The sequence below is a fragment of the Streptomyces sp. NPDC051740 genome (genome assembly GCF_044453165.1).
Taxonomy (GTDB): domain Bacteria; phylum Actinomycetota; class Actinomycetes; order Streptomycetales; family Streptomycetaceae; genus Streptomyces; species Streptomyces atrovirens.
Genome location: NZ_JBITCL010000004.1, coordinates 20,108 through 35,692, shown reverse-complemented (window position 1 = coordinate 35,692; position 15,585 = coordinate 20,108). Strand labels below are relative to the sequence as shown.

General features: G+C 72.8%; 14 protein-coding genes. 11 read left to right on the top strand and 3 right to left on the bottom strand.

What is annotated here, in order from left to right:
- From ACIA6T_RS08220 to ACIA6T_RS08170, 11 genes are read left to right on the top strand one after another with little or no spacing between them, the layout of a single operon-like run.
- The gene (locus ACIA6T_RS08220) at positions 1-1,242 is read left to right on the top strand and encodes a glycosyltransferase (RefSeq protein ID WP_399445747.1); all 1,242 of its coding nucleotides are present in this window, start codon (positions 1-3) and stop codon (positions 1,240-1,242) included.
- On the top strand, positions 1,239-2,489 hold the full coding sequence (locus ACIA6T_RS08215; RefSeq protein WP_399445746.1) for a class I SAM-dependent methyltransferase: 1,251 nt from the start codon (positions 1,239-1,241) through the stop codon (positions 2,487-2,489). The genes ACIA6T_RS08220 and ACIA6T_RS08215 overlap by 4 nt, the downstream gene beginning before the upstream one ends.
- Positions 2,486-3,280: a glucose-1-phosphate cytidylyltransferase gene (locus ACIA6T_RS08210; RefSeq protein ID WP_399445745.1), complete on the top strand. Its 795-nt coding sequence runs from the start codon at positions 2,486-2,488 to the stop codon at positions 3,278-3,280. Before ACIA6T_RS08215 ends, ACIA6T_RS08210 begins: the two co-directional genes overlap by 4 nt.
- A complete protein-coding gene (locus ACIA6T_RS08205; RefSeq protein WP_399445744.1) occupies positions 3,277-3,924 on the top strand; it encodes a PIG-L deacetylase family protein in 648 nt (215 codons plus the stop codon). Before ACIA6T_RS08210 ends, ACIA6T_RS08205 begins: the two co-directional genes overlap by 4 nt.
- 3 nt (positions 3,925-3,927) lie before the next feature.
- Positions 3,928-4,953 (top strand): NAD-dependent epimerase/dehydratase family protein, encoded by a 1,026-nt coding sequence (locus ACIA6T_RS08200; RefSeq protein WP_399445743.1) that lies wholly within the window; start codon positions 3,928-3,930, stop codon positions 4,951-4,953.
- Positions 4,941-6,224 carry a DUF4910 domain-containing protein gene (locus ACIA6T_RS08195; RefSeq protein ID WP_399445742.1) on the top strand — a complete coding sequence of 428 codons (1,284 nt, stop codon included), beginning with the start codon at positions 4,941-4,943 and terminating at the stop codon, positions 6,222-6,224. The genes ACIA6T_RS08200 and ACIA6T_RS08195 overlap by 13 nt, the downstream gene beginning before the upstream one ends.
- Before the next feature lie 5 nt (positions 6,225-6,229).
- Positions 6,230-7,516, top strand: coding sequence for a hypothetical protein (locus tag ACIA6T_RS08190; protein ID WP_399445741.1), 1,287 nt, complete (start codon positions 6,230-6,232; stop codon positions 7,514-7,516).
- Positions 7,513-8,460, top strand: a complete 948-nt coding sequence (locus ACIA6T_RS08185) for a glycosyltransferase family 2 protein (protein ID WP_399445740.1) — start codon at positions 7,513-7,515, stop codon at positions 8,458-8,460. The genes ACIA6T_RS08190 and ACIA6T_RS08185 overlap by 4 nt, the downstream gene beginning before the upstream one ends.
- Positions 8,457-9,674 carry a polysaccharide pyruvyl transferase family protein gene (locus ACIA6T_RS08180; RefSeq protein ID WP_399445739.1) on the top strand — a complete coding sequence of 406 codons (1,218 nt, stop codon included), beginning with the start codon at positions 8,457-8,459 and terminating at the stop codon, positions 9,672-9,674. The genes ACIA6T_RS08185 and ACIA6T_RS08180 overlap by 4 nt, the downstream gene beginning before the upstream one ends.
- Positions 9,671-10,222, top strand: coding sequence for a dTDP-4-dehydrorhamnose 3,5-epimerase (gene rfbC, locus ACIA6T_RS08175; RefSeq protein ID WP_399445738.1), 552 nt, complete (start codon positions 9,671-9,673; stop codon positions 10,220-10,222). The genes ACIA6T_RS08180 and rfbC overlap by 4 nt, the downstream gene beginning before the upstream one ends.
- A 7-nt stretch (positions 10,223-10,229) precedes the next feature.
- Positions 10,230-11,555 (top strand): glutamate-1-semialdehyde 2,1-aminomutase, encoded by a 1,326-nt coding sequence (locus tag ACIA6T_RS08170; RefSeq protein WP_399445737.1) that lies wholly within the window; start codon positions 10,230-10,232, stop codon positions 11,553-11,555.
- A 12-nt stretch (positions 11,556-11,567) separates the two neighbouring features.
- On the opposite strand, the gene ACIA6T_RS08165 is transcribed toward ACIA6T_RS08170, so the two are convergent.
- The 3 genes from ACIA6T_RS08165 to ACIA6T_RS08155 all read right to left on the bottom strand — a co-directional run bounded on the left by ACIA6T_RS08165 (position 11,568) and on the right by ACIA6T_RS08155 (position 15,386).
- Entirely contained in the window at positions 11,568-12,236 is a 669-nt protein-coding gene (locus ACIA6T_RS08165) for a phosphatase PAP2 family protein (protein WP_399445736.1), read from the bottom strand.
- Between the two features lie 182 nt (positions 12,237-12,418).
- The gene (gene pntB / locus ACIA6T_RS08160; protein WP_399445735.1) at positions 12,419-13,810 is read right to left on the bottom strand and encodes a Re/Si-specific NAD(P)(+) transhydrogenase subunit beta; all 1,392 of its coding nucleotides are present in this window, start codon (positions 13,808-13,810) and stop codon (positions 12,419-12,421) included.
- Positions 13,811-13,817: 7 nt separating this feature from the next.
- Positions 13,818-15,386: a Re/Si-specific NAD(P)(+) transhydrogenase subunit alpha gene (locus tag ACIA6T_RS08155; protein ID WP_399445734.1), complete on the bottom strand. Its 1,569-nt coding sequence runs from the start codon at positions 15,384-15,386 to the stop codon at positions 13,818-13,820.
- Positions 15,387-15,585: the final 199 nt, after the last annotated feature.

Sequence of the window (15,585 nt, the reverse complement as noted above, 5' to 3'; positions counted from 1 at the left end):
ATGCACGTCCTCGTGGTGCACAACCGTTACGCCTCGGCGCAGCCGAGCGGGGAGAACAAGGTCGTCGACCAGGAGGTGGCGCTGCTGCGCGGGGCCGGCCACCGGGTCGAGGTGTTCGAGCGGCGCAGCGACGACATCGCCGCCATGTCCCTGCCGCGCAAGGCCGCGGTGCCGTTGCTCGTGCCGTGGAACCCGGCGGTCCGCAGGGAGCTCGCCGCCCGGCTGCGCGCCGAACGGCCGGACGTGGTGCACGTCCACAACGTCTTCCCGCTGCTGTCGCCGGCGGTGCTGGCCGCCTGCGCCGACGCGGGTGTGCCGGCCGTCGCCACGCTGCACAACTACACCCAGGTCTGCCCGCCCGGCACGCTGCAGCGGGACGGCCGGCCGTGCACCGAGTGCGTCGGGTCGACGCCGCTGCCCGCCGTCCGGCACGGCTGCTACCGGAACTCCCGGTTGGCGACGGTGCCGCTCGCGGTCGGCCTGTCGGCCAACCGGCGGCGGTGGTGGTCCGGTGTGGAGCGGTTCTTCTGCATCTCCGCGGCGCAGCGCGACGTCCTGGTGCGGGCCGGCATGCCGGCCGAGCGGCTGGCGGTGAAGCACAACTTCGTGCCCGACCCGGACGCCCGCCGCTCGGGCCCCGGCGAGCATCTGCTCTACCTCGGCCGGCTCGCCGAGGCCAAGGGCGTACGGCTGCTCATGAGCGCGTGGGACGAGATCGCCGCCGGCGGCGGTGTGGGCGTACCGCTCGTGATCGCCGGCACGGGGCCGCTGGAGCCGGAGGTGACCGCCTGGGCGGCGGGCCGGGACGACGTGCGGTACGTCGGCCTGTACGACACCGGGGAATGCCGGCGGGCCGTCGCACGATCGGTGGCCGTGGTGGCTCCCTCGACGTGGCTGGAGGCGTTCGGCCTGGTGGTCGTGGAGGCGATGGCGGCCGGAGTCCCGGTCGTCGCCGCCGGTCACGGCGCCTTCACCGAACTCGTCGAGGACGGGGTGACCGGGCTGCTGCACCGGCCGGGCGAGGCCGCCTCGCTCGCGTCCCGCATACGCCGGATCGCGGCCGACCCCGGCCGCAACCGGGAGATGGGCCGGGCGGCCCGACGCCGGTACGAGCAGGGCTTCAGCCCGGCCGTCGGCCTGGAGCGCCTGGTGGAGGGGTACCGCACCGCGATCGCGGGGCGGTCGGCACTGGCTCCCGGCGGGGACACCCGCGCGGGCAGGGGGGATGGGGACAGCAGATGACACGATGCCGACTCTGCGGCTCGGAAGCGATGGCGAGCGTCGTCGACCTCGGGGCGACGCCACCGTGTGAGAGCTTTCTCGCCGCGGACCAACTGGACCGGCCGGAGCCCGCGTACCCGCTGCACCTGCGGGTCTGCACCGACTGCTGGCTGGCGCAGATCCCTCCGCTGATCACACCGGAGGAGACGTTCAAGGAGTACGCGTACTTCTCCTCCTACTCCACCTCCTGGGTGGAGCACGCGCGGACGTTCGTCGCGGACGCCGCGGCGCGGGTGGGGCTCGGCCCCGACGCCTTCGTGGTCGAGGTCGCGAGCAACGACGGGTACCTGCTGAGACATGTGGTGGACCGCGGCATCCGCTGCCTGGGCATCGAACCGTCGGTGAACGTCGGCGCCGCGGCACGCGATGCGGGTGTGCCCACGCTCACGGAGTTCCTGAGCCCGGACACCGGTTCGGCCGTCCGCGCCGAGCACGGCCCGGCGGACCTGGTCGTGGCCAACAACGTGTACGCGCACATCCCCGACGTGGTCGGGTTCACCCAGGGCCTGCGCGCCCTGGTCGCCGACGACGGCTGGGTCTCCATCGAGGTGCAGCACCTGCTGACCCTGATCGAGGAGAACCAGTACGACACGATCTACCACGAGCACTTCCAGTACTACACGGTCGCGTCCGCGGCCCGGGCGCTGGCGAGCGGCGGACTCACGCTGGTGGACGTGGAGCTGCTGCCCACGCACGGCGGCTCCATCCGGCTGTGGGCCCGGCCCGCCGAGGCGGCCGGCGAGCCGAGCGGGCGGGTGGCCGACGTGCTGGACCGGGAGAAGGCCGCCGGGCTCCAGGAGCTGACCGGGTACGCCGAGTTCTCCGCCCGGGTGGCCAAGGTGCGCCGGGACCTGCTGCGGTTCCTCGTCGAGGCGGCCGAGCGCGGCGAGACGGTCGTCGGCTACGGCGCCCCGGGCAAGGGCAACACCCTGCTCAACCACTGCGGCATCCGGCCCGACCTGCTCCCGTACACGGTCGACCGCAACCCCTACAAGCACGGCAGGTTCACCCCGGGCACCCGCATCCCGGTCCTGGCGCCCGAGCGGATCGCCGCCGACCGGCCGGACTACGTCCTCGTCCTGCCGTGGAACCTGCGGGCCGAGCTGGTCGAGCAGCTGTCCTTCGTGCACGACTGGGGCGGCCGGCTGGTCTTCCCCATACCGGAACTGAGCATCGTCGAGGCCGCGTCCCGAGAGGTCACAGCATGAAGGTCGTACTGTTCTGCGGCGGTTACGGGATGCGGATGCGCAGCGGCGCCGCGGACGACGTGCCCAAGCCGATGGCGATGGTCGGCCCCCGGCCGCTGATCTGGCACGTGATGCGCTACTACGCGCACTTCGGGCACACCGAGTTCATCCTGTGCCTCGGCTACGGGGCCCACCACATCAAGGACTTCTTCCTCAACTACGAGGAGACGACGTCCAACGACTTCGTGCTGCGCGGCGGACGGACCGAGCTGCTGTCCACCGACATCTCCGACTGGACGATCACGTTCGCGCAGACCGGCATCGAGTCACCGATCGGGGAGCGGCTGCGCCGGGTGCGGCACCACCTGGACGGCGACGAGATGTTCCTCGCCAACTACGCCGACGTGCTCACCGACGCCCCGCTGCCGGAGATGATCGACCGGTTCGCCCGGCGCGACGCCGGTGCGTCGATGATGGTGGTGCCGCCGCAGTCCTCGTTCCACTGCGTGGAGTTGGGTGAGGACGGCCTGGTGGGGGGCATCACCGCGGTGAGCGACATGCCGCTGTGGGAGAACGGCGGCTACTTCGTGCTCCGCCAGGAGGTCTTCGACCACATCCCGGAGAACGGGGACCTGGTCGCCGACGGATGTTCCCGACTGGCCAAGCAGGGGCGGCTGGTGGCGCATCAGCACCGCGGCTTCTGGAAGCCGACCGACACCGTGAAGGAACGGGCCGCGCTCGACGCCGCCTACGCCCGGGGCGACCGCCCGTGGGCCGTGTGGGAGCGGGACGGCGCGGGGGTGGGCGCGTGATCCGGCTCGGCGCCGGGCGCCTGGACCGGGTCGTCGCGGTGGGCGCGCACTGCGACGACATCGCCATCGGCGCCGGCGGCACCCTGCTCGCGATGTGCCTCGCGCGGCCGGGTCTCCGTGTCGACGCGCTGGTGCTCTCCGGCGGTGGCGGCGAGCGGGAGCAGGAGGAGCGGGCCGCGCTCGCCGCCTTCTGTCCGGGCGCCGACCTGCGGCTGACCGTGCTCAAGCTGCCGGACGGCCGGATGCCGGCGCACTGGGAGGAGGCCAAGGCCGCGGTCGAGGAGCTGCGGCTGCGGTCCGAGCCGGAGCTGGTCCTCGCCCCGCGCACCGACGACGCGCACCAGGACCACCGCGGTCTGGCGCGGTTGGTGACCACCGCGTTCCGCGACCACCTCGTGCTCGGCTACGAGATCGTCAAGTGGGACGGCGACCTCGGCCGTATGGCGGCGTACCAGCCGCTGTCACCGGAGATCGCCGAACAGAAGGTGCGGCTGCTGCAGGAGCACTACCCCTCGCAGCGGCACCGGCCCTGGTACGACCGGGAGGCCTTCCTCGGCCTCGCCCGGATCCGCGGCATCGAATGCCACGCGCGCTACGCCGAGGCGTTCGCCGTCACCAAACTCACTCTCGACCTGGGGGATTGAACCTTGCGCGTACTGCTCACCGGACACCAGGGCTACCTGGGCACCGTGATGGCCCCGGTCCTCACGGCCGCCGGACACGAGGTCACCGGCCTCGACGCCGGCCTGTTCGCCGACTGCCTGCTGGGCCCGGCGCCCGCCGACCCGCCGGGCCGGCGGGTGGACCTGCGCGACGTCACGGCCGACCACCTGGCCGGGGTGGACGCCGTGATCCACCTGGCCGCCCTGTCCAACGACCCGCTGGGATCGCTGGCGCCGGAGCTCACCTACGACATCAACCACCACGCCTCCGTACGCCTGGCCCGGCTGGCCCGCGACGCCGGGGTGCAGCGTTTCCTGTACGCGTCGACCTGCTCGGTCTACGGCGCCGCCGGCGGCGGCGGGCTGGTGACCGAGGACGCCCCGCTGCGCCCGGTGACGCCGTACGCGGAGTCCAAGGTACGGGTGGAGGACGACCTGCACGCGCTCTGTGACGGCGACTTCAGCCCCGTGTACATGCGCAACGCCACCGCCTTCGGGTACTCGCCCCGGCTGCGCGCCGACATCGTGCTGAACAACCTGGTGGGTCACGCGCTGCTGTCCGGCGAGGTCCTCGTGCTCTCCGACGGCACCCCCTGGCGCCCGCTGGTGCACGCCGCCGACATCGCGCGGGCCTTCACGGCGGCGCTGACCGCGCCGCGGGAGGCGGTGCACGACCGGGCGTTCAACATCGGCAGCGAGGTCAACAACGTCACGGTCGCCGAGATCGCCGGGCAGGTCGCCGAGGCGGTACCCGGCTCGAAGGTGGTGATCACCAGGGAGACCGGTGCCGATCCGCGGTCGTACCGGGTGGACTTCTCCCGGTTCCGCGCCGCGATACCCGGCTTCGACTGCGAGTGGACGGTGAAGCGGGGCGCGCTCGAACTCGCCGACGCCTACCGGAAGCACGGGCTGACCCGGGAGGACTTCGAGCGGCGCTTCACCCGCCTCGCCGTGCTGCGCGCGGCGTCCGACGCCGGCACCGTCGACGACACCCTGCGGTGGCGCCGGTGACCGCGTCCGGCGAGGAGATGTACGAACTGGTGGAGCGGCTGTACCCGCTCTGCCGGAGCATCACCGGCGACGGTGTGCGCGCCACCCTGGAGATCGTCGGCGAGTACCTCCCGCTGCACGTGCACGAGGTGCCGACCGGGACGCGGGTGCTCGACTGGACGGTGCCGCAGGAGTGGAACATCCGGGACGCGTACGTCGCCGACGCCTCCGGCAGGCGGGTCGTCGACTTCGCCGCGTCCAGCCTGCACGTGCTCGGCTACAGCGTGCCGGTGTCGGCGACCATGCCGCTGGCCGAGCTGCGCCCGCACCTGCACACCCTGCCGGACCACCCGTCCTGGGTGCCGTACCGCACCAGCTACTACCGGCCGGAGTGGGGGTTCTGCCTGGCCCAGGAGACCCTGGACGCGCTGCCGGACGGCGAGTACGAGGTGCGGATCGACTCCACGCTCGCCGACGGCCACCTCACCTACGCCGAACACGTGGTCCCCGGTCAGGTCGCCGACGAGGTGATCGTCTCCTGTCACGTCTGCCACCCGTCGCTGGCCAACGACAACCTGGCCGGCATCGCGGTGGCGACGTTCCTGGCCCGGACGCTGGCGGAGCGGAAGCCGTACTACACCTACCGGTTCCTGTTCGCGCCCGGCACCATCGGGGCGATCACCTGGCTGGCCCTCAACGCGGAACGGGTGGAACGGGTCAGGCACGGCCTGGTGCTGGCCTGCGCCGGTGATCCGGGGCCATTGACGTACAAGCGGAGCAGGCGCGGCGACGCGGAGATCGACCGGGTGCTGCGGCACGTCCTGGCCGCCTCCGAACGGCCGCACCGTGTGGTCGAGTTCACGCCGTACGGCTACGACGAGCGGCAGTTCTGCTCGCCCGGGTTCGACCTCGGCGTGGGCTCGCTCACCCGGACCCCGTACGCCGGCTACCCGGAGTACCACACCTCGGCGGACAACCTGGACTTCGTCTCTCCTCAGGCGATGGCGGACACGCTCGCCGTCTGCCGCGAGGCGTTCGGCGTCCTGGACCGCAACCGGCGGTACCTCAACCTCAGTCCCCACGGCGAACCACAGCTCGGGCGGCGGGGGTTGTACGACTCGCTCGGTGGCCGCAGCGACGCGAAGCAGGCGCAGATGGCCATGCTCTGGGTGCTCAACCTCTCCGACGGCGAGCACAGTCTGCTGGACGTCGCCGAGCGGTCCGGGCTGCCGTTCGACACCGTCGCCGTCGCGGCCGACGCCCTGCACGGCGCCGGGCTGCTCAAGGCGTGACGCCGATGCCCACCGGGAAAGAGACGACGACCCCGACCCGGTCCGCCCGGCGGGCCGTAGCCGGGCGGCTGTCCTGGGGACTGGCCGACCAGGCGGCCTCCAGCCTGTCCAACTTCGCGGTGGGCATCTACGTGGCACGCTCGCTGGGGCTGACCGCGTTCGGCGTGTTCAGCCTGGCCTGGGTGACCTACGGCGTGGTGCTCAACGTCTCCCGCGGACTGGCCACCGACCCGCTCGTGGTGCGCTTCAGCGGCGTGCCGGAGGCGTCCTGGCGCCGGGCGGTGGCCCGGTCGTCGGGTACCGCGCTCCTGGTCGGTGCCGGTATCGGCACGGCGTGTCTGGCCGCCGGGCCGATCATCGGCGGCCAGGTGGGGGCCGCGTTCACCGGTCTCGGCCTCGTGCTGCCGGGGCTGCTGCTGCAGGACGCCTGGCGGTACGCGTTCTTCGCCGCCGGCACCGGCCGGAAGGCGTTCGTCAACGACGTCGTGTGGGGCGTCGCGCTCGTCCCGGCCATGGTGGTGGCGGCCCAGGTCGGCAGTGTGACCGCCTTCCTGCTCGCCTGGGGCGGGTCAGCCGCGGTGGCCGCGGCGTACGGCTGCTTCCAGTCCGGCATCCGGCCCCGGCCGGCCGGGGCGCGCGCGTGGCACCGCGACCACCGCGACCTCGGCCACCGGTACCTGGTCGAGAACGTCGGCGTCAGCGGCTCGAGCCAGTTGCGGGCGTACGGGCTCGGCGCGATCGTCGGGGTCGGCGCGGTGGGGGTGATCCGGGGCGCCGAGCTGCTGCTCGGCCCGTTCCTCGCCGTGCTGATGGGACTGTCGCTGGTCACCGTCGCCGAGGCGGCGCGGGTGCTGCGGCAGGCCCCGCGGCGGCTCGGGACGTTCTGCCTCCTCCTCGGCGGCGGGCAGGCCGTCGGCGCGCTGCTGTGGGGCGCGGCGCTGCTGCTGGTGCCGGACCGGCTCGGCGAGCTCGTCCTCGGTGACGTCTGGCCCGCCGCCTCGGAGATCATCGTGCCGGTCACGCTCGGCGTCGCGGGCGCCGGCCTCGGCACCGGCGCGGCGGCCGGGCTCCGCGCGCTCGCCGCGGCCCGGCGCAGCCTGCGCTGCCAGATGTTCGCCTCCGCCTGCTACGTCGTCGGCGGGATCGGCGGGGCGGTCGTGGCCGGCACGAGCGGCTCGGCCTGGGGCGTCGCCGCCGCGGCCGCCTGCGGCTCGGCCGTGTGGTGGCTCCAGCTGCGGTCCGCCCTGCGCGAGCACCACCCCATCCCCATCCCCGAAGTGAGGACACCGTGACCACCCATCCCCGGCTGAGCATCGGCCTGCCCGTGTACAACGGCGAGGAGTACCTCGCCGAGGCGTTCGACGCCCTGCTCGGCCAGACCTACGAGGACTTCGAGCTGGTCGTCTCCGACAACGCCTCGACGGACGGGACGCAGGACATCTGCCGGAAGTACGCCGCGCGGGACTCCCGCATCCGGTACATCCGGCTGCCCCGGAACATCGGCGCCGCACCGAACCACAACCACGTGTTCACCGAGTGCCGCGGCGAACTGTTCAAGTGGGCCTCGCACGACGACCTGTACGCCCGTGACCTGCTGCGGGCCTGCGTCGAGGCGCTGGACGAACGGCCGGACGTCGTCCTCGCGCACAGCGGCCAGGCGGTCATCGACGGCGACGGCCGGGTGAAGGTCCCCTACGCGTACTCGCTCGCCACCGACTCGCCGCACGCGCCGGAGCGCTTCCGCAGCCTGCTGTTCGAGCCCGGCGGCGACGACTTCTACGGGGTGATGCGGGCCGACATGCTGCGCCGGGTGAAGCCGCACGACAGCTACCACCACGCGGACCGCACGTTCGTCGCCGAGATCACCCTGCACGGGCCGTTCCACCAGGTGCCGGAGCTGCTGTACTTCCGCCGCGACCACCCCACCCGCGCCGAGCGGGCGAACCCCTCCAAGCGCTCCCGGTGCGTCAACCTGGACCCGCGCCGGGCGGGCCCGCTGCACCCGACGCCCCGGCTGCTCGCCGAGTACGTCTGGGGCTTCGTCGCGGCGGTCCGGCGGGCGCCGCTGTCCCCCGCCGACCGGCGCGCCTGCTACCGCCACCTGGCCGCGTGGATGACCAGCAGGGTCCGGCCGGGCGCCGGCGAGCGGGTCGAGGACCGCGCCCCGGTCGACCCGGGCCGGCTCACCGTCTCCGTCGACGCCCTCGTCGCCGGCCGTGAGGGGAGGAGCGCGTGACGTCCCCGCGCGTAGGGATCTTCGGCCTGCTCGGCTCCGGCAACATCGGCAACGACGGGTCGCTCGAAGTCGTACTCGGGTACCTCCGCGCCGAGCACCCGGAGGCGGTCGTGGACGCGCTGTGCGGCGGACCCGAGGCCGTCACGGCCCGGTACGGGATCCCCGCCACGCGGCTGCACTGGTACCGCGGGGAGTACCGGACCGCGTCCCGTGCGGGCGCGATCGCGGCCAAGGGGCTGGGCAAACTCGTCGACGTCGTCCGCACCGCCGCCTGGGTGCGCCGGCACGACGTGGTGATCGTGCCGGGCACGGGCGTCCTGGAGACCACGCTGCCGCTGCGGCCGTGGGGCTTCCCGTACTCGCTGTTCCTGCTCTGCGCGGCCGGCCGGCTGCTGCGCACCCGGGTCGCGCTGGTCAGCGTCGGCGCCGGCACGATCGGCAACCGGCCGACCCGGGCCCTGACCCGCTGGTCGACACGGCTGGCCGCGTACCGGTCGTACCGGGACACCCTGTCCCGCGACGCGATGCGGGCGATGGGCGTGGACACCACGCGCGACGAGGTCTACGAGGACCTCGCGTTCGCCCTGCCGGCGCCGCCGGCGAGCGCGCCCGCAGGCCCGCCGGGCCTGGTCTGCGTCGGCGTCATGGACTTCCACGGGAGCAACGACGAGCGCGACCGGGCCGAGGAGATCCACCGGCGCTACCTCGACGGGACGACCCGCTTCGTCCGCGCGCTGGCCGAGGACGGCAGGCCGGTCCGGCTGCTCACCGGCGACGAGCTCGACCGGCCGGTCGTCGACGCGATCCTCGACGCGGTGGACTCGCCGCTGGTCACCGCCGCCGAGGCGGCCTCGCTGGCCGACCTGATGAAGGAGATGTCGGCCGCCGACACCGTGGTGGCGACCCGGTACCACAACCTGGTCTGCGCGCTGAAGACCGGCACGCCGACCCTCGCGCTCAGCTACTCGGCGAAGAGCGACACGCTCATGGCCCGGATGGGTCTCGGCGCGTACTGCCACCCGGCCCGCGAGACCGACGCCGACCGGCTGCTCGAACAGTTCCGCGAGCTGGAGCGGCGGTCGGCGGAGCTGCGGCGGACCCTCACCGAGCGGAACCTGGACGCCGAGCGGCGCGTCGAGCGCCAGTTCGCCGCCCTGACCGCGGCCCTGTTCCCGGCGGCCGACCACGCCCCCACCCCGAGAGAGGCCCCATGAAGGCGACCGCAGTCCCGGAGATCACCGGGGCGTACCTGTTCGAGCCGACGCCGTACGCCGACGAACGCGGCTTCTTCTGCCGCACCTTCGACGCCGACGTGGTCCGCTCGGTGGGCCTCGACCCGGACGCCTTCGTCCAGGACAGCCTGTCCCGCTCGGTCCGGGGCGTGCTGCGCGGCCTGCACCTGCGCTCCGGCGCCGGCGAGGCCAAGCTCGTGCGGTGCTCGTACGGGAGGATCTACGACGTCGTCGTGGACCTGCGGCCCGACTCGCCGACCTACCTGGGCCGGGCCTCCTTCGAGCTGTCCGGCGAGACGCAGACGACCCTGTACGTCCCGGCGGGGTGCGCGCACGGCTTCCAGGCGCTGACCGACACCGCCGACACCTCGTACCGGATCGACCGCCCGCACGACCCGGCCGAGGACGTGACGATCGCCTTCGACGACCCGGAACTCGCCGTCCCCTGGCCGCTGCCGGTCACCTCGATGTCCCGGCGGGACCGGGAGGCGCCGAGCCTCGCCGAGGTCCTGAAGCACAAGGAGAGCTGAGATCGCCGTGGACACCGAAGAGTTCGCACTGCCCCGGTCGCGGGCGTTCAACGAGCGGCTGCACGCCCTGGTCCCCGGCGGCGCGCACACCTACGCCAAGGGCGACGACCAGTACCCCGAGAACCTGGCCCCGGTCATCAGTCACGGCCGCGGCGCCCACGTGTGGGACGTCGACGGCAACCGCTACGTCGAGTACGGCTCCGGCCTGCGGTCGGTCAGCCTCGGCCACGCCCACCCGCGCGTGACCGAGGCGGTGCGGCGGGAACTCGACCGCGGCGGCAACTTCGTCCGGCCGTCCGTGCTGGAGGTCGAGGCCGCGGAACGCTTCCTGGCCACGGTACCGACCGCCGAGATGGTGAAGTTCGCGAAGAACGGCTCCGACGCCACCACCGCCGCGGTGCGCCTCGCCCGCGCCGCCACCGGCCGCCCGCGGGTGGCCGTCTGCGCCGACCACCCGTTCTTCTCCGTCGACGACTGGTTCATCGGCACCACACCGATGTCGGCCGGTATTCCGGCGGCGACCACCGAACTCACCGTGGCGTTCCCCTACGGCGACCTGACCGCCACGGAGGAACTGCTCACCCGGTACCGGGACGAGATCGCCTGCCTGGTCCTCGAACCCGCCGGCCACACCGAGCCGCCGCCCGGATACCTCGCCGGCCTGCGCGAACTGGCCGACCGGCACGGCTGCGTGCTGGTCTTCGACGAGATGATCACCGGCTTCCGCTGGTCCGAGGCGGGCGCCCAGGGCCTGTACGGCGTCGTCCCCGACCTCTCCACGTTCGGCAAGGCGCTGGGCAACGGGTTCGCCGTCTCGGCGCTGGCCGGGCGGCGCGAGCTGATGGAGCGGGGCGGGCTGCGTCACTCCGGCGAGCGGGTGTTCCTGCTGTCCACCACGCACGGCGCGGAGACGCACGCGCTGGCCGCCGCGATGGCCGTGCAGACCGTCTACGCCGAGGAGGGCGTCACCGCGCGGCTGCACGCGCTCGGCGAGAAGCTGGCCGCCGGTGTGCGCGAGGCCGCGGCCGGCATGGGCGTCGGCGACCACGTCGTCGTACGGGGCCGGGCCAGCAACCTGGTCTTCGCCACCCTCGACGAGAAGCTCCGGCCGTCGCAGGAGTACCGCACGCTGTTCCTGCGCCGGCTCCTCGCGGGCGGGGTGCTGGCCCCGTCGTTCGTGGTGAGCGCCGCGCTCGACGACGCCGACATCGAGCACACCGTCGACGTGGTGGCCCAGGCGTGTGCGGTGTACCGGAAGGCGCTGGACGCCGGGGATCCCACCCCGTGGCTGGGCGGGCGACCGGTGAAGCCCGTCTTCCGCCGCCTGGCGTGATGTGACGTGACGTCAGCGGTGCTCCGGCCGACCGGCGCCGGCCACCCGATCGGCCAGCCACGCGGTCGCCGGTGTCACCGCCAGCGCGGTGCACCAGCCGCCGAGGGCGTCGGTCGGGTAGTGCGCGCCCAGGGCGACCTGTGCCCAGCCCATGGCGGCGCCGGCGACCAGCGCCGCGCCGAGCACGAGTGACGTGCCGGCCGTCCCGCCGAGGCCGCGCCGGCCGGTCACGAGCAGCGCCACCACGAGGACGAACGCGGTGAGGAAGGCGGTGTGCCCGCTCGGGTAGGACAGGTTGTCGTCGCCGTGGATGGTGCGCCCCACCAGCGGCTTGAGCAGCGTCGTCGCCCCCACGACCAGTCCTGGGCCGACCACGGCGAGCACCGCCGCGCGAGACCACCGGACCAGCAGACAGCCCGTCACGACGGCCCCTGTCAGCACCGCCGCCCCCAGGGGCTCCCCCAGGAAGTCGACAGCCAGAGCGACATGCCGCCACGGCGTCCCCACACCGTCCACCGCGATCCGCGCGTCCACCCCGCCGGGCTCGCCGTCGCCGGCGTACACGGCCCCGAGCGCGACGACCACCAGCGCGGCGAGGACCGCGATCAGCCCGAGCCACGCGCGCAGCGCCGGCGGCAGCGCCGTGAGTGCCGGCCTCTCATCCGACCGCTGGGTGACCATGCATCAGCCTCCCCACGAACGAGCCCCCGTCGTGTCCGACCGGCCCACGCGGGAGCCGTCGGTCCGTCCCTCTCCGCTCGCCACCCTAACCGACGGGACGTCACCGGCGGTCCCGAAGCCCGAGGCCGACAGGACGGGTCGCCGGTGCGGTCCGTCACCGCGCCGGCGACCCGCCGTCCCTCTCAGACCGGCACCCGCGACAGCGCGCCCACGATCTCGTCGACGCGGGTCTTGGCATCGCCGAAGAGCATCCGGGAGTTCTCCCGGAAGAACAGCGGGTTCTGCACGCCGGCGTAACCGGCGGCCATCGACCGCTTGAAGACCACCACGTTCCCCGCCTCCCACACCCGCAGCACCGGCATCCCCGCGATCGGCGAGTCCGGGTCCTCGGCCGCCGACGGGTTGACGGTGTCGTTGGCGCCGATGACCAGCACGACGTCCGTGTCGGCGAGTTCGTCGTTGATCTCGTCCATCTCCAGGACGATGTCGTACGGCACCTTCGCCTCGGCCAGCAGGACGTTCATGTGTCCGGGCAGCCGCCCGGCGACCGGGTGGATGGCGAAGCGCACGTCGACGCCCTTCTCGCGCAGCAGCCGGGTCATCTCCGCGACCGGGTACTGCGCCTGCGCCACCGCCATGCCGTAACCGGGGGTGATGACGACGGACGAGGCGGACAGGAGAAGTTCCGCGGTGTCCTCCGCGGAGATCTCACGGTGCTCGCCGTACTCCCGGTCACCCGACGGGCCCGTCTCCAGCCCGAAGCCGCCCGCGATGACGGAGACGAAGGAGCGGTTCATCGCCTTGCACATGATGTACGAGAGGTACGCGCCGGAGGAGCCGACCAGCGCGCCCGTGACGATCAGGAGGTCGTTGCCCAGCAGGAATCCCGAAGCGGCGGCCGCCCAGCCGGAGTAACTGTTGAGCATGGAGACGACCACGGGCATGTCGCCGCCGCCGATGGAGGCGACCAGGTGCCAGCCGAGGGCCAGCGCCAGCGCGGTGACCGCTGTCAGCAGCCCGAGTGACGGCGTGATGACGTAGAGCACCGTGAGGATCACGAAGCCGGCCAGGGCCCCGATGTTGACGGCGTTCCTGCCCGGCAGCATCAGCGGCGCGGACTTCATCCGCGCCGAGAGCTTCAGGAAGGCGACGACGGAGCCGGTGAAGGCGACCGCGCCGATGAAGACACCGATGAAGACCTCGGTGTGGTGGATGCCGTCGGCGTGCGAACCCCCCTCCAGGTGACCGTTCCAGCCGATCAGCACCGCGGCGAGACCGACGAAGGAGTGCAGCAGCGCGATCAGTTCGGGCATGCCGGTCATCTGCACGCGCCTCGCGCACCGGAGTCCGACGACCGCGCCGACCGTGACCGCGGACCCGAGGACGACGAGAGAGGTGAGTGAACCGGCGTCGGTGACCCGCAGGATCGTGGCCGCGAGCGCGAGGGTCATGCCCGCGACGCCGTAGGCCCAGCCCTGGGACGCGGTTTCGTGCCGGGAGAGCCCGGCGAGCGACAGGATGAACAGGAGGGCGGCGACCAGGTACGCCGCGCCGGAGATCGAGAGGACGTCCATGGTCGCCTCACGCCTTCCGGAACATCGAGAGCATGCGGCGGGTGACGGCGAAGCCTCCGAAGATGTTGATCGAGGCGAGCAGCGTGGCGACGCCGGCCAGCACCAGCACCACGTTGTCGGTGCCGGTCAGCTGGAGCAGCGCACCCACCACGACGATTCCCGAGATGGCGTTGGTGACCGACATCAGCGGCGTGTGCAGCGCGTGGTGCACGTGCCCGATGACGTAGAAGCCGACCACGACCGCCAGTGTCAGCACGGTGAAGTGCTGGGTGATCTCCGAGGGGGCGAAGGCGTTGAGGAGGAACAGCGCCAGCGAACCGGTGCCGACGAGGGCCGCCTTCGCGCTCGCGGAGAGCTTCTTCTCCGCCCTGACCGCCTTCTTCTCCGCCCTGACCGCCTTCTCCTCCGCCTTCCCCGGCTCCTTCGCCGCAGTGGCCCCGGCAGGGACCGCGGACACCTGTACCGGGGGCGGTGGCCAGAGCACGTCACCCTGGTGGACCACGGTCAGCCCGCGCTGCACGGCGTCCTCGAGGTCGACGGAGACCCGGCCGTCCTTGGCGGGAGTGAGGAGCTTCATCAGGTTGACCAGATTGGTGCCGTACAACTGTGACGACTGTGCCGGAAGACGTGCGGGCAGGTCGGTGTAGCCGATGATCGTCACACCGTTGTGGGTGGTGACGACCTCGTCCTTGACCGTTCCCTCCACGTTCCCGCCCTGGGCGGCCGCCATGTCGACGACGACGCTGCCGGACTTCATGGACGCGACGTCGGCGGCCGTGATCAGCCTCGGCGCGGGCCGCCCCGGGATCAGGGCCGTGGTGATGATGATGTCCACGTCCGCGGCCTGTTCGGAGTAGATCTCGGCGGCCCGTCGGTCGTACGCCTCGGAGGTCGCCTTCGCGTACCCGTCGGTCGACTGTTCGGCCTCGACCTCCACCGGCAGATACACACCACCGAGCGACTTGACCTGGTCGGCGACCTCGGACCGTGGATCGGTGGCACGGACGACGGCGCCCAGGGAGGCGGCCGCGCCGATCGCCGCCAGACCCGCCACGCCGGCGCCGGCGACGAGCACCTTGGCCGGGGGCACCTTGCCCGCCGCGGTCACCTGACCGGTGAAGAACCGGCCGAAGTGGTGCGCCGCCTCGATCACCGCACGGTATCCCGCGATATTGGCCTGGCTGGAGAGGATGTCCAGCGACTGGGCCCGGGAGATACGCGGAACGGCGTCCATCGCGAAGGCGTCGACCTTGCGCGCGGCCAACGCCGTGAGCAGGCCGCCGTTGGCCGCCGGCGCGAGCGGGGCGACCAGCGTCGCGCCCTCCTTGAGCCGCTCCACCTCCACGGGTTCGGGGGCGTTCACCCGGAAGACCAGGTCGGCACGCCACGCCTCCTCGGCGGTGCCGATCGCGGCACCGGCCCGGGTGTACGCCTCGTCGGTGATGCTCGAGCCCGCCCCCGCCCCGGTCTCGATCACCACGTCGTAGCCCAGTCCGGTCAGTTGCCTGACGGTCGCGGGTGTGGCCGCGACCCTGGTCTCCCCGGGTCTGGTCTCCCGGGTCACTCCAATCAGCATGCTCGGCTCTTTCGTCTCGTGGTCAGCCATGACGGTCTGCGAGGACGCGATGGTCCGAAGTGCCCCGGCCACTCGTTCCGGGAAGGGCCCCGGCTTCCGACTCCGCGGCGGTACCCGGCGATCGACCAGCAGCCGTGGCAGTACGGTAGGTCCACTTCCCGCCGCAGTCGACGTGTCGGCGGCATGAAGCACGTCGCAC

Coding starts and splice junctions, on each gene's coding strand:
- rfbC (WP_399445738.1), top strand. CDS start 9,671: ATGAAGGCGACCGCAGTCCCGGAGATCACCGGGGCGTACCTGTTCGAG.
- ACIA6T_RS08155 (WP_399445734.1), bottom strand. CDS start 15,386: ATGCTGATTGGAGTGACCCGGGAGACCAGACCCGGGGAGACCAGGGTC.
- ACIA6T_RS08165 (WP_399445736.1), bottom strand. CDS start 12,236: ATGGTCACCCAGCGGTCGGATGAGAGGCCGGCACTCACGGCGCTGCCG.
- ACIA6T_RS08190 (WP_399445741.1), top strand. CDS start 6,230: ATGCCCACCGGGAAAGAGACGACGACCCCGACCCGGTCCGCCCGGCGG.
- pntB (WP_399445735.1), bottom strand. CDS start 13,810: ATGGACGTCCTCTCGATCTCCGGCGCGGCGTACCTGGTCGCCGCCCTC.
- ACIA6T_RS08220 (WP_399445747.1), top strand. CDS start 1: ATGCACGTCCTCGTGGTGCACAACCGTTACGCCTCGGCGCAGCCGAGC.
- ACIA6T_RS08210 (WP_399445745.1), top strand. CDS start 2,486: ATGAAGGTCGTACTGTTCTGCGGCGGTTACGGGATGCGGATGCGCAGC.
- ACIA6T_RS08215 (WP_399445746.1), top strand. CDS start 1,239: ATGACACGATGCCGACTCTGCGGCTCGGAAGCGATGGCGAGCGTCGTC.